At 39.6% G+C, this 23,004-nt stretch carries 18 protein-coding genes; 4 read left to right on the forward strand and 14 right to left on the reverse strand.

Annotation, left to right across the window (positions count from 1 at the left end; genetic code table 11):
• The first annotated feature begins 90 nt into the window (after positions 1-90).
• Positions 91-2,676 (forward strand): bifunctional lysylphosphatidylglycerol flippase/synthetase MprF, encoded by a 2,586-nt coding sequence (mprF, locus tag LREU_RS08000; protein ID WP_011953541.1) that lies wholly within the window; start codon positions 91-93, stop codon positions 2,674-2,676.
• A 58-nt stretch (positions 2,677-2,734) separates the two neighbouring features.
• Here mprF and LREU_RS08005 read toward each other — a convergent pair whose 3' ends face one another.
• The 10 genes from LREU_RS08005 to LREU_RS08050 form a co-directional block, all read right to left on the reverse strand.
• Entirely contained in the window at positions 2,735-3,307 is a 573-nt protein-coding gene (locus tag LREU_RS08005) for a DJ-1 family glyoxalase III (RefSeq protein ID WP_003668839.1), read from the reverse strand.
• Positions 3,308-3,319: 12 nt separating this feature from the next.
• Entirely contained in the window at positions 3,320-4,303 is a 984-nt protein-coding gene (locus tag LREU_RS08010; protein ID WP_003668841.1) for an alpha/beta hydrolase fold domain-containing protein, read from the reverse strand.
• Between the two features lie 48 nt (positions 4,304-4,351).
• A complete protein-coding gene (locus LREU_RS08015; protein ID WP_003668843.1) occupies positions 4,352-5,911 on the reverse strand; it encodes an MFS transporter in 1,560 nt (519 codons plus the stop codon).
• 76 nt (positions 5,912-5,987) lie between these two features.
• The gene (locus LREU_RS08020) at positions 5,988-6,641 is read right to left on the reverse strand and encodes a uracil-DNA glycosylase (RefSeq protein ID WP_003668845.1); all 654 of its coding nucleotides are present in this window, start codon (positions 6,639-6,641) and stop codon (positions 5,988-5,990) included.
• Positions 6,642-6,653: 12 nt separating this feature from the next.
• Complete coding sequence (locus LREU_RS08025; RefSeq protein WP_003668849.1) at positions 6,654-8,021, reverse strand: threonine/serine exporter family protein; 1,368 nt, start codon at positions 8,019-8,021, stop codon at positions 6,654-6,656.
• A 55-nt stretch (positions 8,022-8,076) separates the two neighbouring features.
• The gene (locus LREU_RS08030) at positions 8,077-8,964 is read right to left on the reverse strand and encodes a LysR family transcriptional regulator (RefSeq protein ID WP_003668851.1); all 888 of its coding nucleotides are present in this window, start codon (positions 8,962-8,964) and stop codon (positions 8,077-8,079) included.
• A gap of 165 nt (positions 8,965-9,129) precedes the next feature.
• Positions 9,130-10,551, reverse strand: coding sequence for an anion permease (locus LREU_RS08035; protein WP_003668853.1), 1,422 nt, complete (start codon positions 10,549-10,551; stop codon positions 9,130-9,132).
• A 72-nt stretch (positions 10,552-10,623) separates the two neighbouring features.
• Positions 10,624-12,018, reverse strand: coding sequence for a flavocytochrome c (locus LREU_RS08040; protein WP_003668855.1), 1,395 nt, complete (start codon positions 12,016-12,018; stop codon positions 10,624-10,626).
• A gap of 118 nt (positions 12,019-12,136) precedes the next feature.
• Complete coding sequence (locus LREU_RS08045) at positions 12,137-13,525, reverse strand: class II fumarate hydratase (protein ID WP_003668857.1); 1,389 nt, start codon at positions 13,523-13,525, stop codon at positions 12,137-12,139.
• 294 nt (positions 13,526-13,819) lie between these two features.
• Positions 13,820-15,448 carry a malolactic enzyme gene (locus LREU_RS08050; RefSeq protein WP_003668858.1) on the reverse strand — a complete coding sequence of 543 codons (1,629 nt, stop codon included), beginning with the start codon at positions 15,446-15,448 and terminating at the stop codon, positions 13,820-13,822.
• A 136-nt stretch (positions 15,449-15,584) separates the two neighbouring features.
• Here LREU_RS08050 and LREU_RS08055 point away from each other — a divergent pair, with 136 nt between their 5' ends.
• Positions 15,585-16,466 (forward strand): LysR family transcriptional regulator, encoded by an 882-nt coding sequence (locus tag LREU_RS08055; protein WP_003668859.1) that lies wholly within the window; start codon positions 15,585-15,587, stop codon positions 16,464-16,466.
• A 199-nt stretch (positions 16,467-16,665) separates the two neighbouring features.
• On the opposite strand, the gene LREU_RS08060 is transcribed toward LREU_RS08055, so the two are convergent.
• From LREU_RS08060 to LREU_RS08070, 3 genes are all read right to left on the reverse strand, one after another.
• Positions 16,666-17,259 carry a peptidylprolyl isomerase gene (locus LREU_RS08060; RefSeq protein ID WP_003668860.1) on the reverse strand — a complete coding sequence of 198 codons (594 nt, stop codon included), beginning with the start codon at positions 17,257-17,259 and terminating at the stop codon, positions 16,666-16,668.
• Positions 17,260-17,332: 73 nt separating this feature from the next.
• Positions 17,333-18,379, reverse strand: a complete 1,047-nt coding sequence (locus LREU_RS08065) for a zinc-dependent alcohol dehydrogenase family protein (protein WP_003668861.1) — start codon at positions 18,377-18,379, stop codon at positions 17,333-17,335.
• A gap of 50 nt (positions 18,380-18,429) precedes the next feature.
• Positions 18,430-19,968 (reverse strand): IS1096 element passenger TnpR family protein, encoded by a 1,539-nt coding sequence (locus LREU_RS08070; protein WP_011953542.1) that lies wholly within the window; start codon positions 19,966-19,968, stop codon positions 18,430-18,432.
• A gap of 143 nt (positions 19,969-20,111) precedes the next feature.
• Here LREU_RS08070 and LREU_RS08075 point away from each other — a divergent pair, with 143 nt between their 5' ends.
• Entirely contained in the window at positions 20,112-21,509 is a 1,398-nt protein-coding gene (locus LREU_RS08075; protein ID WP_003668864.1) for a DUF2252 domain-containing protein, read from the forward strand.
• A gap of 63 nt (positions 21,510-21,572) precedes the next feature.
• Here LREU_RS08075 and LREU_RS10130 read toward each other — a convergent pair whose 3' ends face one another.
• Positions 21,573-21,746 (reverse strand): hypothetical protein, encoded by a 174-nt coding sequence (locus tag LREU_RS10130; RefSeq protein ID WP_003668866.1) that lies wholly within the window; start codon positions 21,744-21,746, stop codon positions 21,573-21,575.
• 144 nt (positions 21,747-21,890) lie between these two features.
• On the opposite strand from LREU_RS10130, the gene LREU_RS08080 reads away from it, so the two are divergent.
• Positions 21,891-22,928, forward strand: coding sequence for an aldose epimerase family protein (locus tag LREU_RS08080; RefSeq protein ID WP_003668868.1), 1,038 nt, complete (start codon positions 21,891-21,893; stop codon positions 22,926-22,928).
• Positions 22,929-23,004: the final 76 nt, after the last annotated feature.

The following is a 23,004-nucleotide window of genomic DNA, read 5'->3' on the forward strand; positions in this document are numbered from 1 at the left end:
TTTTTGATTTTTCGTTTTTCCTATCTATACCGTAAAAATTATCAATAGTTTATAATGAAAGTACTAGCTATTATTAAGGAGGAGTTTTTAATGCAGCAGTTGGGCAATCGCCTATTAAACTGGTGGTCTAAGTATTCAAAAATCATAAAAGTAGTGTTTGTAACCTCAGTCCTAGTCTTTGTTATTCTCGCGTTAGGTAACTTTTTTAAAACAGTTAAATGGCATGAAGTAGGAGTTGGTTTAGCAAACCTGTCTTGGGAAAGTATCATCCTGCTACTAATTACGGGATGCATCGCAGTCATTCCTATGTTGGGGTATGATTTTGCAATCACTCATTTATTACCCGGGAAATTTAAGAAATCATATATTATCCGCTGTGGATGGATTACTAATACTTTAACAAATATTGCCGGATTTGGCGGAATTCTTGGTTCTACTTTACGAGCATACTTCTATCGAAAGAACGCAACTAAGAAAGAGATTCTACTTGCTATCTCTAAAATCGCTGTTTTCTTACTCTCTGGTTTATCTGTTCTTTGTTGGGTAGCTTTGATCATCATGTTTGTGTTTCACGATGGCGGCCACTTCAACCAATACGCACTTTGGCTTGTGGGAGGCGGATTATATTTTCCAATCGTTTTTTATTTTACTGTTATTCATAATAGTAAAATATTTAAGAATATCACGCCCAAAGTAGGGACCTTTTTAGTCACCAGTTCAACTTGTGAATGGCTATTTGTAGCACTTTTTTTCTTACTAGTCGGTTGGTGCTTAGACGTTCGGCATAGCCTTATTAGCGTTCTGCCATTATACGTTGTTGCCCAAGTTCTCGGGGTTCTTTCAATGATTCCGGGGGCACTTGGTTCGTTTGACCTTTTAATGATGTTAGAACTGTCATTACTTGGCGTTTCCCAAACTACCTCTGTTATTTGGTTATTACTATTCCGAATTTTTTACTACATCGTTCCCTTAATTATTGCCGGATTCATGTTCTTGCACTCTCTGGCATCCCAAGTTAACCAGTTTTTCGACGGATTACCATTGCTAATGGTCCGCAAACTTGCTTACTATTTAATTACAACATTTATGTATGTTTCTGGGATTCTGATGCTTATTACTGCCTCAATTCCAGACATCACAGCACAAAATAAGATTATCGCGAACCTTTATCCCTATACCTTCTTCTTCCTCCACCAATTGACAACCATCTTATTTGCACTGGCTATGCTTGCCTGTGCTCGCGGTCTTCAATCAAAGGTGAAAAAGGCATACCTTCCTACTTTAATATTATTGGTAATTGGAATTGCTAATACCATTTGGAACCTGGGAACATTGAGCTTAACAATTTACCTCGTCATTGTTTTGATACTTGTTTTACTCTCTCGCCATGTGTTATACCGGAAGAAATTGGAATATTCAATTGGAAAATTCGCAATTGATAGTCTTATCTTTGCTGGGGCATGTATCCTCTATGTAATTGTCGGGGTTATTAATGCTCCTCAATATTCCAGTAAGCACCACATCCCTGATTTTCTATTTTTCCCTGGTGAAAAGATTTGGATTTCCGGACTTTTCGGATTAATCCTCGGCCTCTTATTAATTTTCGTTATTCTGCGCTACTTTATGGCCGGGACTGATCCTTTCAATATTCCAAACGTATTTGATGCTGAACGGATCCGCAATGTTATTAAAGAATATGGAGGAAATGAAACTAGTCACCTCGCCTTCTTAAAAGATAAAAGTATCTATTATTACAGTGTTGACGATCATGATAAGCTCTTTTTCATGTATCGCCGTAAATATGATCGCTTGGTCGTAATGGGCGATCCAGTTGGAGATAAGGATAGTTGGCGACCAGCTCTTCGACAATTTGTCTTAGAAGCTGATAAGTATGGCTATCAGCTTGTCTTTTATGAAGTCTCCAGCGATATGACAATGCTTCTTCATGAATTTGGCTTCGACTTTATTAAAACCGGTGAAGCTGGCCTTGTTAAGCTGGCAGACTTTACGCTTGCTGGTAAGCGACAACGATCACAACGAACATTGATGCATAAATTTGATCGTGAAGGCTATACCTTCTCTGTTGAAAAGCCACCATTTAGTAAAGAATTAATGCAAGAGATGAAACAAGTCTCCGATAGCTGGTTAGGAAACGAAACAGAAAAAGGATTCTCTCTCGGTTTCTTTGACTCCTACTACATTAATCAAGCACCTGTTGGCATTATCCGTGATAAAGACGGCAAAATGGTCGCCTTTGCAACGTTTATGCCGACAGGGGGTAAAAAGATTTTAACAATTGACCTCATGCGTCATAGTAAAGATGCCCCTTCTGGAATCATGGATAAAATTTTCATTAGTATGTTCCAGTACGGGCAGGAAAACGGTTATACCTACTTTGATCTCGGAATGGCACCTCTTTCGAATGTTGGTGAATATCAATTTAGCTTTATTGAAGAAAAAGCTGCACACTTCATCTATGAATATGGATATCATTTGTATGGCTTTCAAGGATTACGGCGATACAAAGATAAATATGCGACAGTTTGGTATTCACGTTATACTGCCTTCCGTAAGAAGAATTCAATCATTGCCACAATGATGATTCTAGTTAGTGTCGTTAACCAACGTGTTGATCAGCAAAACCACCGTTCAATCTTCTGGTGGTTGATTAAATAATGTTAAGAGGGTGAGGAAAAACTTTTCCGTTTTTCCTCACCCTCTTTACTTTTATCGCCTATTTTTGATCCATTAAATAATCATATAGCATCTCATGCTTAATCTTATCAGTGTTGTATCCTAATACCTCTGCAATCTGATAAGCAAAGGCTAAGGCAGTTGCGGGACCACGACTGGTAATGATTTTTCCGTCATTATCAACAACCGTAATATCCTCTTCAAAATTTGCTGTTGGGGCAACCTTAGCAATTTCCTCGTTAATTCCCGGGAAGCAAGTATAGTTATGATTATCAAGCAAACCATACCGCGCCAAGGCAATCGGAGCAGCACACATTGCGGCATCCCACTTATTTTCTGCATTGCGTTTTTGCATCAATTTCATCAACCTATCATTATCGCGAAGCTTTTGGGCACCCCCGCGACCACCAGGAAAGGCTACCACATCATAATCGAGGAGCCGATCACTCATTACCTCGTCACAAGTTAATTCAATTCCGTGAGCGCCAGGAACATAAAGATCCTCTAATCCGACCATTGTGGTTTCAATCCCCATTCGCCGGAGAACGTCCACAATTGTAAGTCCTTCTACTTCTTCACAACCTGGTGCAAACACTACAGCAACTTTAGCCAAAATATCACCCCATCAATTATTGATTATTGCAACTACCCGTTTCATTACACCCTTTGCTTCTGGAATTTGATAAAGCGGGTAAATATGAAACAGTCCACGACCCGTATATGAGTTTACAGTGATCCCAGCGTCACGCAATTTTTGAACAAACAAGGTCACATCAGGATACATTATTTCCCTTGTCCCTACAAAAACAGTCACATCGCGCAACTGATCAAGATTCCCATATAAAGGACTTAAGCGATAGTCTTGATGATCCGTATCACCGGCCCACATCGTACCAATTTTTCGCAAACCGTTCACTGCTAGTGTAACATCTTTATCCTCATATTTGCTAATGAGAGGATTTGTAAGGTCAAGATCGAGCCAAGGAGAAAATAAGATGAGGTGACCAGGCTGTGGAAGCCCCTTTTTACCAAGATATTCACAAAAGCCAGCTGCTAATCCCCCACCAGCTGAATCGCCCATAATAGTTACTTTACTAGCAGGCATAAGGGTATAAATTTTACTATAAAAACTAGCAATTTCTTGGTAGGCGGTACGGTAAGTAGCATGCGGAACCAACGAATAAATCGGGACATAAATCTTCGCATCCGTGGCGATTGCCAACCGATTTAAATATTGCCAATGAGTCTTATCGGGGCGCTGAATATAGGCTCCCCCGGTTAGGTACATGATTACTCGTTGATTATCTCCATGATCATTTAAGACATATGTTGTTACTTCCTGTTCTTGACGTTGAACATCAACCGTCACTACAGCAGCAGGCAAGTAGTAATCAGCCTCGTTGTCAATCCATGCGTTCCCCACTAAGGCATTAAACTTATTATTTTCTGCAAGATCGTTTTTAAATCCGCTTAATTGAATTCCCATTTCAGCAAAGGTTGCTTTACTAGAACGATGAGCACCACATCGTCGTAACTCTCGCAAACTATTCTCAAGATTATTAGCCAAATGACTAGCAATTTGAGTATTAAATTTCTTTATTTTCTCCACTGAAACGATCGCTCCTCATTTATAATCTTACTATTATCCTATCATGATTTAAGATTTTGTGTCTTTAAGATTACCTAAAGCCATTAGCTCGCGTTGGTGACAATGATTTTGCCAGCCTAAAATCACAACCAAAATTAAGGCAATAACGATTAAAATTACTGCCGCAATGATAATGTCGCGATATCCATTATAAAGTATCGTACGCATGGTTGGTAAAAGCTTATCTGGAAGGCTACTAGCAGTTTGGGCATTCGATAATTTATTTAGCATTCTTAAGGTAATTCCGCGGTGCGTTTGAACACCCTGGAATAGCTCTTGGTTAAGAATAACGCCATAAACCGCGGACATAAGGGTCTGGCTCAAAATTCGCAATAAGTATCCTAGTGAAGTAGCAATTGGCACATCCCGTAATTCAGCATCTGTTTGAACATTAATCTGTAAAATATTAAAGACAAGACCAACACCGAATCCTTCAAAAGCACCCATGAATAAAATAAGCCAGAATGGTGTTTTTTGTCCCCCAATCATTATTCCTAAATAAGCAATAAAAATTGAGGCTGCACCACAGGTAACAATCCAGTATTTTCCCCACCGTTCCTGCAATACCGGTACTAATTCTGAACCAATAAAGTTAGTAACCGCACCTGGAATTTGCGTCATTCCGCCAAGCAGCGCACTTAAACCTAAAATTCCCTGAGCCCACATTGGAATATAAGTGACAAATGCAATAAATGAGCCCCAAATTATGACGAATAAAGTAAAATCAATTACTAGTTCGCGATTTTTAAACAGACGGCTAGGAACAATTGGGTCGACCGCCTTACTGTCAACTTTTATCATTCCGCCAAGCAATAAGAGACCAACAACTATTAAACAGCCCACTACTAAGCCAGAAGCTGAACCAATCAATTGAACAGCTACTAAAATAATTACTAAACTGACTACCAGTAAAGTCGCTCCAAGATAATCAACTGGCTTACCGGCAGCTTGCTTTTTCACATTCTTATAGAACAAGCTAATGATCGTAATCGCAATTAAAGCAATCGGTACATTAACATAGAAAACCCAGTGCCAGCTCAACGCGTCAACAATCCATCCACCGAGGAGGGGACCAATAATCGAAGCAGTTCCAAAACAAGCACTGGCAATTCCCAATACTTGAGCTCGTTTTTTTAGGTTGTCGTACAATTCAGCAAAAACAATAAACGGGATTGTATTCATTCCTCCAGCACCAATTCCCATTACAGTTCGCGCGATAATAAACCATAAAATATTAGGAGCTAATCCTTGAAAGATTGCTCCAACTAAAAACATGGAGGTAGCAGTAATATAGGCTTGCTTGTTTCCCTTATGCTCACCAAACTTACTCCATAATGGGGTCGCAACAGCCATTCCCAAAAGAAAAGTTGCGATGATCCACCCCATATATTGCAACCCATGAAGGTCACTGGTAATAGCTGGCAAGGCTGTATTTACAATCGTACCATCCATTCCCGCCATGATGTTAGATAGTAACAACGCACCAGTAACAATTGTTCGTCGTTGTTGTAATTCCACTTTTTCATCCCCTTTAATTCTCTCCGTACTAAAGAGGATGGAACAGAGCATCTAAGTGCGTTGTCCCATCCTCTTGAATTACAAACTGTTTTCCATTATACGACCTTAGGCATAAAAAGTATAATGGTTATTTTTTCATTTTCTTAATATCCTGCCCTAACTGTTGCCAATCTGCTTTAATAGTAGGCTCCAATCGGCGGGCATAGAGTACTGCGGCCGGATGATACATTGGCATAATCCAATGCTTGTCAGCCGTCAACTCATAACCATCATGCGCATCATTAGTTCGTTGAATTTTTTCGTGGAGAAGTTGCCCATGAAGCTTACTAATATTAGCCTGACTACCAAGCAGCCGTTGTAAAGCCGTATTGCCAAGCGTAACAATAATTTTCGGCTTAACTTGTGCTAGTTCCCAATCAAACAAAGGGGCAAATGCTAAGACTTCTTTTTTAGTGGGAGTACGGTTAGGCTTTTTTTCAATTACTTCACCCGTCTTCTTATCAACTACCTTTTTAATACTATAAGGCCGTTGACGAACTACACTGGTAATATAAACGGTTGAACGCGAATATCCGATTGATTCAATCAATTTCATCAGTTCTTGACCGGAAGCACCAGAAAAAGGAATATTTACCTTTTCTTCATGACGACCAGGAGCCTCTCCTACTAACATCAAGTCTGGATTAAGTGGTCCTTGACCTGGAGTAAAGCCTGTTAATTGTCGATCCTTTGTTTTTTCTTTTACCTCTGCCAGGAGTGTTGGCGGATATTCTGCAATCATATTCTCAATCTCCTATCCATTATGTCGCCACTTAGAATCTGTAAGAATACGAGCAGCAATCAATCCCATTGGCAAGAATACAACAATCATAAGCGCCTTGGTCATCCAAAGCGTTCCTACACTAATCGAAGTTAAACCGATATTATACATTGCCCGATACATATAAAGTCCCGGGACCATAATAACAATCGATGGAACCGTGATTGAAATTTGCGGATATTGAATCTTACGTTTAACAATCGATGCCAATAACCCGGCAACTAACGCCCCTAAAAATGCGGCTGCTCCTGCCGGTATTCCGGTCAAGTCCGTTAATTCTAAGCGTAAGGTATTAGCAATCGCACCAATACAACCGGCAATAGCTGCCATTTTAGGCGTACTGTTAAACATTATTGAGAAGCCAAATACCCCACAAAAGCTGGCTGGCAGCCGGAGTAAAAAGAGCATTAATGCCGATAGGGGCAATGCTTGAAAATTCTCAGGACGCAGGTTAACCATTAATGCTACAATCCACCCAACCAATGTAGCAACTGTAATAATTGCGATTGCATAGGTCATCCGTTCAAGCCCGGACCGCATATCAAGTTTTGAAATATCAAGGCCACTAGTAATAAATGGAAATCCCGGAATAATAAACAGCATTGCGCCGATATACCCTGCTTCATGACGCGAACTCACATTAAATGTTAATTGCATCAAACTTAAGGCCAGCAGGTAAGAAAGACACGCAACTGCAACCGCGACCGCTACTCCCGCAAATAAGGTAATGTGATGGTCAATCATCTTACGGCGGACATAGTTTCCGAGGCCAGCTCCGATAAAACTACAAAACATTTCAACTGGTCCACCCCCCAGCAGAAATACGAAGGCGCTACATGCCAGCGCAGCTGCTAGTCCTACTTGGTAAGGAGCGTAATTTCCTTTTGAGTGAGCGATTTCTTCCAAACGGGAGTGGATTTCTCCAATTGTCATCTCGCTCCCATTCTGGTCAAATTCTTTAATAAATCGCTCCATCTGCGAAAGTTTTGTCGTATTTACGCTTGTGCTTGGCAAAGATATTGCCTGCGTGTAACTATGGTGGGCATCCATACAAGTATATTCGAGGGAAACTAACCCAATATCGACTGAACAAGTCATTTTCAACGTCCGGGCAACTGTATTCATTGAATCACGGACTCGCCATGCCCCCGTTCCATAAGAAAGCATCATTAATCCAATTCGCCCGACAATCGCTGCTCGTTCTACTAAATTAGCCTCATACGCAGGGGTGAAATTATCGTTTGTAAAAAAGTCATGCCATGGAATCGCCATATGATGCTTATCAGACAAATGTTCAGTCGGCTCAAAATCATTCGCTGAGATCTCTTTATCCTTACTCAAAACCCATCCAGCTCCTCGTATAAATTCTCTTAACTATTTAATTATACGGCGACTGTCAAGCGATGGGAGTAATTTCTTTTAATTTAGTGATTAATTGCTGTTCATCATCGCTTAAAATGTAATCCTCCCGTGTGGCAAGCGAAATAAAAAACTTTTCCGGAATTGGGTCTTTAATATCGAGGGCAACAATTCCTGGTTCATCCTTTACCGCATCTTTAACCATCAAACTAATTCCCTTATTTTGCCGTACCAACTCTTTAATCCAGGAAACATTTGGCACCTTATAAATTGCCGTTTGTGGATTAATTTGGGCATAGGTAGAATAAGCTTGGAAGGCAGCTTTATGCACATATTGCTGGTCATAATTAATAAAGATTTCGTTCGTTAAGTCTTGAAAACTAACTGCCTTTTTCTTTGCAAGCGGATGATCAGCACTTACGATGATACTAAATGGTCGCGCAGTTATTAATTCCGCAAAAATACCGGTTTGATCAATTGGCGCAATTGACCCCAGCATGGCAATATCGATCTTTCCTGCTTGTAATTCACTTAGCAATTCATGAGACCCCACAGAAACGATTTTTATTCGTTGAAGAAGCTGCTTAGAAAGATTGCCGATAATGTGTGAAATATACATTTTTCCAATGATTGGCGGAAGACCGAATTTTATTTGTCGTTGATCGGACCGTGCTATTTCTTGATGGGCAATATCTATTTTTTTGTTTATCGCCAACGCTTTTTCATATAGTAACTGCCCACTGCGCGTAATCATTTCATCCCTATGAACACGATCTTTGCGCACTAATTTTGTGTCAAATTCTTGCTCAAGGCGACGAATTGCCTGGGTAATACTAGGTTGAGAAACATTAAAATACTTTGCTACTTGCGTATAATTTTTTAATTTAACTAACATGGCAAAGTATTGTAAATCACGAGTATTCATCGTCTTAACCCTTTCTATGTCGAAATAATATCTTTATCTTACGTCAATTAAGTATTCATTTGCAATTAAGATTCTGAATATTCTTATAATGCTTGTATTCATCTTTGGCCTAACAAAAAACTACTTGGCAAATTTCACCAAGTAGTTTTCTTTTAAGATAAATTTTTACCACATTCCAATAACTTTCATCCAAAGACTACCAATACCGATCCATACGACAAGGTAGAAAATACCAAGGACTAAGTTTAATGACCACCACTTCGATTGTGGAACATAACCTGAACCAAAGAGAACAGGAGCTGGACCAGAAGCGTAGTGAGTAGTAGATGCCATTAAGTTACCGAAGAAACCAAGCATCAAAGCTGCAAGCATTGGTGGAACATGAGCTGAAATAGCAACAGCCAAGAATGCACTATACATTGCAGTTACGTGAGCAGTAGAACTAGCAAATAGGTAATGTGAGTAGAAGTAAGCAATAATTAAGATCACTAATACCAAAATCCAGTTCATACCGTGAAGCGAGTTACCAACAGTCTTACTCAACCATGGAATAAATCCTAAAGTTGTCAATTGACCGGCCATCATAACAAGAACAGAGAACCATGTCAAAGTATTCCAAGCTCCCGTTTCATGAAGAACATCTTGCCAACTTAACACACCACAGAAGAGTAACAACCCTAATGCAATAAATGCAGCAAGTGTTGCATCGATCCCGATAAAACTTCCGACAATCCAGAGAACTAAGGCAATAACAAAGATAACAGCCATTAATTTTTCTGGTAAAGTCATTGCTCCCATTTTAGAGAGTTCGTCTTCTGCCCATTGCTTAGCATTAGGAGTTTCCTTAATTTCAGGTGGATACATTTTGTAGATCAACCATGGAACAATGATTAAGGAAATAATCCCTGGTACCAAGGCAGCTAAGAACCAACCAACCCAAGTAATGTTTACACCATTACTCTTGGCAAGTGTTTGAACCAATGGGTTAGCGGCCATGGCTGTCATAAACATTGCCGCAGTAATCATATCACCATGATATTCAGCAAAGATCAAGAAAGAACCGATTTTACGTTCTGTTCCTTTTTTAGGATCTGAACCAAACGATTGAGACAATGATTCAATGATTGGGTATAAAACACCACCAGCACGCGCAGTGTTACTTGGTGTAGCTGGTGCTAAAATCAAATCAACACCGATCAAGGAGTAAGCAAGTCCTAAAGTCCGCTTACCAAATGCCTTAACAAAGTTCAATGCAATCCGCCGACCAAGTCCGGTCTTAATGAATCCCCGGGCAATGAAGAAGGCCATTGCGATCATCCAAATCGATGCATTCCCAAAACCAACAATTGCTTTTTCCATTGGAACTGTCTTTGTTAAAACAGTTAAAGCAAAAGCAATAATTGAAACACCACCAATTGGAAGTGGACGGGTAATACATGCAATGATTGTAGCGACAAACAAAGCAAACATATGCCAACCAGCAACTGGAACGGCAGCCGGTTTAATAGGAGTCATAAACCATAAAATCAAACCAATAATAACAGGCCAAATGAACCCCTTATAATTTACACTTTCTAATTTTTTCATTTCCTTATCCCTTATATAGTTAAGTAATTAATTGATAATTGCTCTAGGCAGTTTCTCCCTGCCCATTATTTTTTACTTTAAGCCACGGGCGTAAACAGTTACTTGTTGACCTGCTTGCCGTCCAAAGACAATTGTTTCTGCAATTGAGTTACCACCAACACGGTTATTACCATGTAAACCACCAGCAACTTCACCTGCAGCGTATAATCCCTTGATTACATCCCCATTGCCATCAAGCACTTGAGTCTTTGTATTAATATGAATACCACCCATAGTGTAGTGAATTGCAGGTGCAATATGAATTGCGAAGAATCCTGGCTTAGTAATTCCACGATCCATTCCTGTTGTCCGATGGAATTCTTTATCGTCATGATTTCCAACAGCTTCATTCCATGTTGCGACTGTCTTTTTTAAGTTCTCAGGATCCATGTTGAGGTTCTTTGCAAGATCCTCAATCGTATCGCCATGAACAACAAGACCAACTTTATCGTAAAATTCAATTGCCTTAGCATGGTCACGAATACCTTGGTCAAAAATTAAGTAAGCACTGTGTTCTGGAAGGGCAGTAATCGCATTAGAAACAATCTTTCGAGTGTTTAATTCGTTAACAAACCGATTACCTTCAGCATTAACTAAGATTGCACCTTCACCACGGACAGCTTCACCAATAAGGTAAACATGAGGATTATCTTGTTGAACAGTTGGGTGAACTTGTACAAGATCCATTTGCATTAATTCACCGCCAACGCCTTCAGCAAGCTTCAAGCCATCACCAGTTGCTCCTGGTTGATTGGTAGTCTTGTAATCAGCAAGGTCAGGGCGGAACCGTTTCATGTATTCTTTAGAAGCACCGAATCCACCAGTAGCTAAGATAACAGCCTTTGCGTGGATGGTTTTAATCAGGCCATCAGCATTAGCTTCAACACCGATTACCTTGCCTTCATCATCTTGTAAGAGCTTGTTAACTCTAACCTTGTTGAATACTGGAATGTTTTCCTTTTGAACAACTTCCAATAAACTCTTTACTAAGAAACCACCAATTGGCGCCATACTTGCTGGACGGTGAGTACGCTTGCGAGACATTCCACCAGTAATTGTAATGTCATCAAGCTTAATCCCATGATCAGCTAACCAGTCGATTGCTGGGGCTGTGTGATATACAAAGTAACCTAGCATATCCTTGTCGTTTAGACGTCCACCATCTTGGTATGTTTCGTGGTAGAAATCGGCAACGTTATCAATTACTCCATGTTGTAATTGCACGTTGGTTTCAGCGGCGTTCATTCCTGAAGAAGCCCGGTTAGTATTTCCACCAAGTTCTTCTTCCTTTTCAAGAACGACCGTCTTCATTCCCAATTCGTTTGCTTGAATTGCTGCGGAAAGACCAGTTCCACCAGAACCAATTACAATAACATCGTAATCATTATCTAACTTGCTTACAGATAATGGTTGGAATTTTTCAGCCATGATATTGCTCTCCTTTTAATTATATTTAAATGTATTAACAGTCAAAAAGAGTGGAACAAGTTCTTTTTATTGCTTATCTCCACTCTTGCCAAAATTGGCATTACTTTTAACTCAGTTCTTATTTATCCCGATCAACGTTGGTCATCTTAAGCATGTCCATCCATTCATCGTATTGTTCTTCAGTAAGCTTACCAGACTTCAAAGCAGCTTCTTTTAATGTGCTACCAGCTTTATCGGCAGCTTGAGCAATCTTAGCACTGTCATGGTAACCAATGTGTGGTGACAAGGCAGTAACAGTCATTAATGAATTATCAACTAATTCTTCCATCCGCTTTTCATTAACTGTCATTCCGTGGATCATCTTGTCAGCAAATCCAGTAATTGTTCCAGTTAATAAATCAGCTGATTCGAGGAATGCATCAATCAATACTGGCTTGTAAACATTCATTTCAAAGTTACCTTGTGATGAAGCCATTGTTACTACAGTATCGTTACCGAATACCCGTAAAGCAGCCATTGTTACAGCTTCTGCTTGAGTTGGGTTAACCTTACCTGGCATGATTGATGAACCTGGTTCGTTAGCTGGGATATTTAATTCACCGTAACCTGCACGAGGACCAGAAGCCAAGAAACGAATATCTTGAGCAAGCTTGAACATGTCGGCTGCTAACGTCTTCAAAGCACCGTGAACAACATCCAAACCAGAGTGGTTAGCTAAACCGTAGAACTTGTTTGAATCAGCAGTCAAGTTTAAGCCGTAAACTTCACTAAGCTTTTCAGCAATCTTTTCAGGCATTCCTTCTGCAGCATTCAAACCAGTACCAACAGCAGTACCACCAATTGCCAATTCATCTAATGTTGGTTCCAAAGTCTTAATGTAATCAAGGTCATGTTCTAAGGAAGCAATGTAACCAGAAAGTTCTTGACCAAATGTCAATGGAACAGCATCTTGCAAGTGAGTACGTCCAACTTTAACAGTCTTCATGTACTTTTCTTCCTTAACCTTTAATTCATCAATCAAGTGTTGAACAGCTGGTTTCAACTTATCAAGCGCTTCTAAAGCAACCACATTCATCGCAGTTGGGAATGTATCGTTTGAACTTTGACCCTTGTTAACATCATCATTTGGTAAGATTTCAATGTCAGGGTTAATTTCATGAGCCTTGTGCGCAACAACTTCATTAGTGTTCATGTTGGTTTGGGTACCAGAACCGGTTTGGTAAACCTTTAATGGGAAGTCCTTCCGCAATTCTTCATCACTTAATGCGAGTAATTCATCAATCGCTTTAACGATTAAATTACCCTTTTCTTCAGAGATAGCTTTAGTTTCCATATTAGCTTGGGCCGCTGCCTTTTTAATGTTCAATAAAGCACGGATGATTGCTAATGGCATGTATTGACCGGTTGGGAAGTTATTCCGACTCCGTTCTGTTTGTGGTCCCCATAATGCTTCAGCAGGGATTTTAACAGGACCTAACGTATCTTCTTCAGTACGGTATTCTGACATCTCAAAAACCTCCAATATATTAATTGAGCAATTTTGTCTTGTGAAATGTTACACATCATTTACACGTATATCCTACCTTGTAAGTAAAGCTATAGTCAAATCTTTAATTTTCAATAAATTTCACTTATAGCTATTGCCTTACAAACTGTTATAATAGCTTTTTTCAATCGTGTTTGCAAAAGTTTCACAAACTTCGATACAAAAAAACACCTAAGATTTTTTAATTTCTTAGATGCTTTTCTATTTTTGTCTAATAATCTGGTTTTATTATTCACAAAGATGAAAGCTGACTGATTAATATCGTGGTTTCCAAATTTTCTCTTCTACCACTTTCTTCGCATCAGTAATTTCATCGCCTGCTAAGCCTTGGTCGATAGCAGATTCGGCTACTAGTTCAGCTACTCGCTTAGAAAACTCTGTTAACTTAGAAACAGGAGGCAACACCGCCGCTCCTGGCTTTTCAGGATCAACTAAGCCGCTTAAAGCATGAGCAGCTGCAGCAAGCATATTATCATTTAACACTTTGGCTTCAGCAGCCAAGGCACCAAAACCAACTCCGGGATAAATTAACGCATTGTTAGCTTGCCCAATTTGGTAAACAGTTCCATTATACTCGATATCTTTAACCGGAATTCCCGTTGCGATTAATGCCTTTCCATCAGTCCACTTGAGAAGGTCGGCTGCTTTTGCCTCTGCTAACTTAGTTGGGTTAGAAAGTGGGAAAATAACAGGCCGTGGAGTATGGGCTGCCACTTCCTTTACAACCGCTTCATCAAAACTTCCTGGCTGAGTGGATGTACCAATCATTACTGTTGGATGAACAGCCTTAACAATCGCAAGTAAATTAGTTAATTCATCAGCATTAGCAAATTCGCTCCGTTGACGGGTAAATGGCTTTTGCTTTGGTGTTAAGCCGGGCGTATCGTCAAATAATAATCCTTGCTTGTCAACAAGGTAGAAGTGCTTCTTTGCTTCTTCGGGGGTCAGGCCTTGACGGATCAATTCGTCATAAAGCATCTTAGCGATTCCCATTCCAGCGGTCCCTGCACCGAATGTTAAGAATGTTTGGTCCGTTAACTTTTCTTTTGAGATATTCATGGCTCCTAGCACACCAGCTAAGGCAATAATCCCGGTTCCTTGAATATCATCATTAAAGGTTAAAATCTTATCCTGGTACTTATCAAGAATCCGTGCAGCCGTTCCCCGACCAAAATCTTCAAAGTGTAATAAACTCTTAGGGAACAATCCTTCAACTGCATCAACAAACTTATCGATAAAGTCAAAGTAAGGTTGTCCCTCAACCCGCTTAATTCGATTTCCTAGGTAATTAGCGGACTTCAACAATTTTTCATTATTAGTCCCTGCATCAATAGAAACTGGGAGAACTTGGGATGGATCAATTCCAGCCGCTGCCGTGTAAACCATTAATTTCCCAACAGAAATGTCAACCCCATTTACACCCCAGTCACCAATGCCAAGGATTCCTTCAGCATCTGTAACAACGATGAGGCGAATATCACGACCATCGGCGGCATCAGTAAGTTCCTCTTTAATTAAGTCAGGATGCTCAATGCTCAAATATGCAGCATCTTGCGGCTTAATGTAACGTTCATTATATTGCTCAATCGCCTCAGCAATTACGGGATCATACACAACCGGCATAAACTCCGCAATATGTTTTTCCATCAAGTAGAAGAAAAGCGTACGGTTAGTATTGAATACTTCCATCAACAGGTGGCGTTGTTCAATCCGTGAGTTCTTAGATTGATATAACCGGTAGATTTCGTCTGCCTGTTCCTCAATCGTTCTTACACAAGATGGTAACAAGCCTAATAAACCATACTTTTTTCGTTCTTCAATTGTAAAAGCAGTTCCCTTATTCTTAAAGGGATCATTCAACATTTGCATTCCTTTACGCAACATTATCGCCTATCCTTTACCTTTTATCTGTTTCAACAATCTTAGGGTAATTCCAGCGCTAGTTTATAGTCAAATTTATGCTATGATATAAATAAAATTGATAGTACCCATTATAATTACTGACAGAAAGGCATTTACTATGAAATTAAACGACCTAAAATATTATCAAGCACTGGTAAAATATAAAAATTTTTCGCAAGTTGCAGCAAAATTCAATGTCAGTCAACCTACTATTACAATGGCTATCCAACGACTAGAAAAAGATTTTGGCACGTCATTTTTTGTTCGTGACCATGTCCATAAACAATTGCATATTACGCCGACCGGTAAGCAATTTGCCGTTCACGTTGACGTTATTTTAAACGAATTAAGGATTGCCCGCCAAGAAATCAATCAAGCTGAATCATCCAGTATTCGCTTTGGCCTGCCACCTATTATCGGCAATTACTACTTTCCGCCATTGACCCCGCTATTAATGAGAGAAGGACTTTTAAGTCACTTGGAAACCTCTGAGCACGGTTCTAAGGAAATTCTCAAGATGCTTAAGCACGGCAACCTTGACATGGCATTACTTGGATCGCTTAATCCCCTAAAAGAAGTGGGCTTAAAAACTACCGAACTAGCTGAGTATCCCTTTAAGATTATCGTTAGTAAGCATCATCCCCTCGCAACTAAAAAGGAGATTGATTTTGCTACCCTTAAAAATGAACGCTTTATTGTTCCTGATACTGAATTTTTTCATGAGCAAGCCTTTAAGCAAATCTCTCATTTGGCTCATTTTCGTCCCCAAGTCATCTACCGCACCGCTGACATTCACGTTATCAAAACCATGGTTGCGGAAAATCTTGGAATTGCTTATTTAACAAGTTTAGCGATTACCCTAGAAGATAACATTCATTCATTAAATGTTACTAGCCCGTTAAAACAATCATTTCGCCTGTCAGCTGTTACCCGTTCAACTGAACTGTTAACAGCCTCCAAGCAGAAATTATGGGATCTCTTAACTACAAAAAAAGAATGAGAGTGGAAAATAACCTCCTCGACAAGGCGGTGGGCTAAGCTAGAACGATGATTAGCACGGCACGAGCTGATTAGCGTTCGTACTTAGCCTCGAGCCTTGTGGCGACGCGAAGCTAGTTTCACGTTATCTTACTATTGTTCATAAAAGCAGTTGAGGCTGGGAGAAAACAAAAGTTTTCTTCCAGCCTCATCCCTTTTTATTACTTCTCTTTTTCAATCTTAATTGTTTTAATAATAACGTCTTTCTTAGGCTTATCCATCGCATCCCGCTTAACCTTGCTGACCTTTTCGACAACATCCATCCCGGATAACACTTGGCCAAATACGGTGTGATGAAAGTCAAGCCACGGTGTACCACCATGTTTTTCGTAATAATCAATAATCTCTTGTGGGTACCCAACGGCCTTCATTTGATCAATCATATTTTCTGGAACATGTTCATTAGTGACAATAAAGAATTGACTGCCATTTGTGTTCGGACCAGCATTAGCCATTGAAAGAGCACCAGTGAAGTTAAATAGTTCTTCAGAAAACTCGTCTTCAAACGGGTGACCATAAATACTTTCGCCACCACGGCCGGTTCCAGTTGGGTCGCCACCTTGAATCATAAAATCCGGAATAACCCGGTGAAAAATTACATCATCATAATAATTTTTCTCTGCTAATTTAACAAAGTTTTCAACTGTTTTAGGTGCGTACTTTGGAAAAAGTTGGGCCGTAATTGTTCCCATTGTAGTTTCAATTACTGCTTTTGGTCCTTCAACTTCATCCAATGATAATTGGGGATATTTCATAAATAAAGCCTCCTCTTTTCTCTTCTAAACCTCTCTAACTATCTTAGCAGGAATCAGAAGGAAAAGACAATTATTAGTCCTCACTAACACGTAATACACAAGCTCCCTTAATATCACCGTGCTTAACATAGCGTAATGCTTCGTCAGCCTTTGCTAGGGGATATTCGTGGACTTCAGGATGGATATTAAGACGATCAGCTAATGTTAAGAATTCTTCCCCATCACGACGAGTATTACTCTCAACACTCGTTAATGTCTTTTCGTGGAATATTTCTTTTTGGTAATTCATTGTTGGAATATCAGTCATATGAATACCGGCTAATGCTAATGTCCCCCCTGGAACTAAACTAGCTAAAGCCGGCAAGACCATATCACCAACCGGCGCAAAAATGATTGATGAATCCAAAGGAACTGGTGCTGGGTCATAGGAGCCCTGAACAGAAGCACAACCTAATTCTAGGGCGAATTTCTTGGCATCCTCACCACGCGTAAAGACATGCACTTCAATTCCCTGAGCAAGTGCAATTTGAGCTGTAATATGAGCTGAACCACCGAAGCCATATAATCCTAGGCGACCGCCAGCCGGAACATTGGCACGTTCAAAGGCCCGATAACCAATAATCCCTGCACATAATAACGGAGCTGCCTCTAGGGAATCAAACTTTTCTGGAAGCCGATATGCAAATCCTTCTGGAACTGTGACATATTCTGCATAACCGCCATCATGATCCCAACCGGTATAAAGTGAATGAGGACAGAGATTCTCATGACCTGATCGGCAAAACTTGCATACACCACAAGCATGCCGAAACCATGGAATCCCAATTCGCTCACCAAACTTAAATCGTTGTGTCTCTGGTCCAAAGCCGACAACTTTACCAACAATTTCATGACCAGGAGTAACGTGTTCGTGGTGAACCGGCAAGTCTCCTTCAGTCACGTGCAAGTCCGTATGACATACTCCACACGTTATTACCTTAACAAGGACTTCTCCCCGTTTAGGAGTCGGCACAGGCTTTTCGGTAAATTCGATTGGTGATTCCTTACCATCAATCGGCCCAGGAGTTGTGACTGCCCAAGCCTTCATTGTTTTCGGAATAGCATTTTCGCGTTTTTCCATCCTTAAAGACCTCGATTAATTAAATATTTCATTCTCTATTGTAGTGCTTTTTATTCATAAGAGTGTCGTATTTTTTCAATTTGACGAGACCATTGATCCTTAAATTTTGGAATGTTTAACGGCTCATTAATAGCTGGATCATCTTTTGCCGCTTGGGTCAGCCCTTCTACTCCTCCAATATCATCTAGGATTCCATTTCCAAAACCGCTAACAATTTGGGGACCAGTATGAGCCGGAAGTCGCTTAGGTTTTACTTCCTCAAATTTAATTTTAAAGTTCCACATATCGCCAAAGTCATATACTAGGTTATATTCATGGTCAAGATTACAATCGCCTACCCAACTTTGAGTAATATCTTTTGATTGACCAAAGCCGCTATCAAGAATCGGCAACTGATAATGAGTATTCCCCTGATGCAGTTCAAATAAGTGGTGTCCGTCCGCGTTAAATGCTGCTAAAATTGCAAAGCACAACATGTCCAGACGCGTATCACCGCTGACGGTAAATCGCCGCCACATTTTAGGATGGTAATCACTAAGCTCAACATAAATAGTATATTGTTTATTAACATATTGGATTGCATGCTCGCGTTGGTTTCTTACTTGCCGCTGCATATCACGAATTATACGTTGCAGGTGATACATCCGCTGTTTAGAACCAAGATCTTTTATCCCCTGACTAATTGCTTGAACAAACAAATCGTAGTCTTCACTAGAGAAAAGATCTTCTGCCCGTAAAAACTTCCCAAATTCGCGAAAGGCATCACTTTTAGAATGAAAGCCGGTATCAGTAGGACGATCATTATGTAGTTTTTCATAGTTAATTAAATAGTGATAGACCAAGGTAATATCATCAAGAACAGATTCGCCCAGGGCTTCACAGTAACCGATGTAATCTGCGGCACAATCCAAATCCCGATCAACGATGCTCTCGCTTTTTCCACGACTTTCTAAATAACCTTGATAATCATCTAAAATCTTTTCTCCTACCGCTGTTGCATTCATGATATCGTTAATTGAAAGTGAGCGGTAAAGATAGCGACGGTTATGTTCATTAAGTTTAGGATGAGTAGCCACCTTAAAGTCCGTAACTGAATAATCTTCAAAAACATCCATTACAACATATTCTTCGTCCGTTGTCTTATTGGTAATCCGTGTCTGTTCCGCTAATTGAAGTGCAATTTCAGCATTGGTCGGGTCTTTTTCCCAATCAATAATTGAATTAGGCCCCATCATAAGGTTCTCATACATCTGCAATTGCTGTTGAGTTTCTGGCTGAATTTGACGTGTAAATACTACTTTGCTAAATTGGGCGTCACGAATCATCCTAATTTTTGCATGGGGAATTGGCGAAACTTCTAATAAACTTAAGAATTCACGCTTAAATGCCGCAATAAAAGAGCGTGAGTCATTAAAGCGTTGAGGATAGCGTACAATAATTGGCAACGACATTAAGTTATTCATAATAATCATGAATTCCCCAGTAACACGAATTGTCCAAACATTTGTCTCTAATAGATCAGATGGAGCAATCACCTGTGAATTAACATGCAAATGTTGGGCAAGTGAATTTTCCACTGCAATAATCACCCTATCAACCCCTCCTATAATTTCGCTTATATTAATTTTATTTTGAAAAGCATTATTTATCAACTTAATCAAACCATATTTACAAATAAATTAGAAGATTTAAAATAAGACATAAGTATTGTCTCTGAAAGGATGCGCAACTTTTGATTAATCAAAATCTCGATATCTTTGACTTACGAAAAATTCAAATCAATAAAACCAAAGCTGAATTGGAAAATAATGGTAAACGGCAGCAAAAAGTAGTCTCTAGTGACATGTTAGGAACCTTCACGCCAGTTGATCGGGACCCCGTTAAAATAATTCAGATCACTGAAGCCAACATGATCCCCGAGCTGCTTCCATTGCGTCACCAAAGAATGATTGCCAGTCGCTTTTCATTTTTCCGTGGAACTGCCGAATTAATGGAACATGACCTTAAACGACAGGCTCAAAGCAATCTTCCCATAATTATCTGCGGGGATGCTCATGTAAATAATTTTGGCTTTTACGCCTCCCCTGAACGCAAACTTCTTTTTGGCCTTAATGACTTTGATGAAGCTCGAATCGGAAATTGGGAAAGTGATTTGAAACGGTTATTAGTTAGTGCTGAACTAGCAGGCGAAGAGAACGGTTTTGATCGCAATGACCTTTACCACCTCCTTCAATTAACCACTAAGACCTACCGCCATACTATCAAAAGCGCCAATAAGATGAGCCTTTCCCAACTGTTTTATTTTTCATTTGCCTATGAAGACATGGGGAAAGCGATTGAGTCTTTTGGTGATATTTCAACGCAAATGCAAACAGTCCTTAATAAGGTTCTTAAAAAGAGTCAGCGTAGCAATTCAGAAGAAATAATCCAAAAAATGGCGACTATCAATAACCAAGGGCACCTTGTTTTTCGGGATAATCCACCACGCGCACGTCATCTTAGTGCTGTGCGTTATCAACAGATTGTTAAAGGATATAACAAATATCGCGAAAATGTTCGGCAAGATGTTCGAGTCCTTTTAGCAAACTTTCACATTTCTGATATTATCCGCTACAGTGTCGGGGTTGGCAGTTTCGGAACACGATGTTACTTAATCATGCTTACTGGCAACGATAATAGTCACATCGTTCTACAAGTCAAAGAAGCTATGCCATTGCGTTATAACTTACTTTCCCTCCCTGTACAGCAAGTGATTAGAAATGGAGGGATCGCTGGTCAAAGAATTGTAACAGCGCAACGGGTTCTCCAATCCTCATCCGATCGCTTTTTAGGGAGCACTACTTTCGGCGGTCGTAGTTATTACATTCGACAGTTCCGGGATATGAAAGAATCAATTAATGTTAATAAACTTGACTTTGAAAGTTTTCAATTCTACTGCCAGACGTGTGCTTACTTGCTAGCGATGGCTCATTTCCAAAGTCCCACCGCACCGATGATCCGTGGTTATTTAAAACATCAAAAGATATTAGATACTCTTTTACCAAATTGGGCTTTAAGGTATGTAGATCAAGTCACAGCAGACTATGGACAATTCAAATTGGCAATCGCTAAAGGAAAATTAATAAATTAACTGTAATTAAAAAGGACTTGCATTCATCGTTTTGCAAGTCCTTCCTTAATACTATTTTTAATACTATTTTTCAGAATTTTTTCGCTGATCACTTCCATAACGGTCTTGTTCCTTGATTACACTGCTTTTACGGCGATGCTTATTAATAAAATCTTGCTCAGCAGCGAAAATCATTAAAAAGTCGATAAAATTTTTACTAAAATTCTTTTTAAATTTGTCCCATTTATTTTTGGTCATTTTATATACCTCATAAATATCATCTATCTTTGCTTTTATTTATTCTAGCATATCTATTTTTGTGCAAACGATTGCGTAATTTTAAAATAAAATTGTGGTAAAATAGAATTTGTAAAAGCGCTTACTTCAAGGAGGAAATATTTTATGGAAATATCTAAAGTACCATTTGGAACCTACAAAGGCGATCCAGTAACAAAATACATTTTAACGAACGATAATGGTGTTCAAGTAGGAATTCTTGATTTTGCCGGTTTACTTCAATCTTTTAAAGTTCCAACAAAAGATGGTGGTAAGGCCGATATGATTTTGACTTCTGAAAACCTCGACGAATTTACTAATAATGGCTTTTGTACTAATCGCTTAATCGGCCGGGTTGCTGGACGAATTGCAGATGGTAAGTTCAGTATTAACGGTAAAGATTACCAAACCGAACAAAACGAAGGTAAAAATGCTCTTCATGGTGGAACTAATGGTTTTTACAATCATATTTGGCATGTTGACAGCACAGAAGCAACTAACAATTCTGTTTCAATCACTCTTAGTTTAACCTTAAGTCCTGAAGTTGATACGTATCCTGGTAAGATGCATGTCACTGCAACCTACACTTTAACTAATGACGACTTTCTTTCACTTAAGATGTCGGCTACTACTGATGCAGATACGTTGTTCAACCCTACCAACCACACATACTGGAATATGGCAGCAGCAAATGTTCCAACGGTGGATCAATTAAAGCTTTATGTCAACTCCGAAAATCACTTAGCTGTTGACGACGGCAAGATTCCAACTGGTGAAAAGATCGCTAACGAAGGAACTCCATTTGACTTTAGTACCCCAACTACAATGGGCGATGCGCTAGAAAAAATGAGTTCAACTAAGGAAAACGGTTTTGACGATATTTGGGAAGTTACTCCTAGTCTCACAAAGCCAGTTGCCACACTTGAAGATCCAGAAAGCGGCCGAAAGATGAGTCTTTACTCCGATCGTAACGGATTAGTTATGTATACGATGAACTCAGATGATGCAGCGGTTTACAATCACGGACAAGTTCATCCCCACCTTGGATTAGCAATGGAAGCGCAAAATCTTTCGGATGCACCTCATCACCCAGAATTTGGCGATATTACTTTACATCCGGGCGAAGAAAAAGCATACACCATTAAATGGCACGTTGAATACTAATTAAATTACCAAGTGAAATGCACTAAAAAAAGAGATCGACAATTTGCCGATCTCTTTTTATGTGTTAGGAATTATA

It is taken from the genome of Limosilactobacillus reuteri subsp. reuteri, assembly GCF_000016825.1.
Taxonomy (GTDB): domain Bacteria; phylum Bacillota; class Bacilli; order Lactobacillales; family Lactobacillaceae; genus Limosilactobacillus; species Limosilactobacillus reuteri.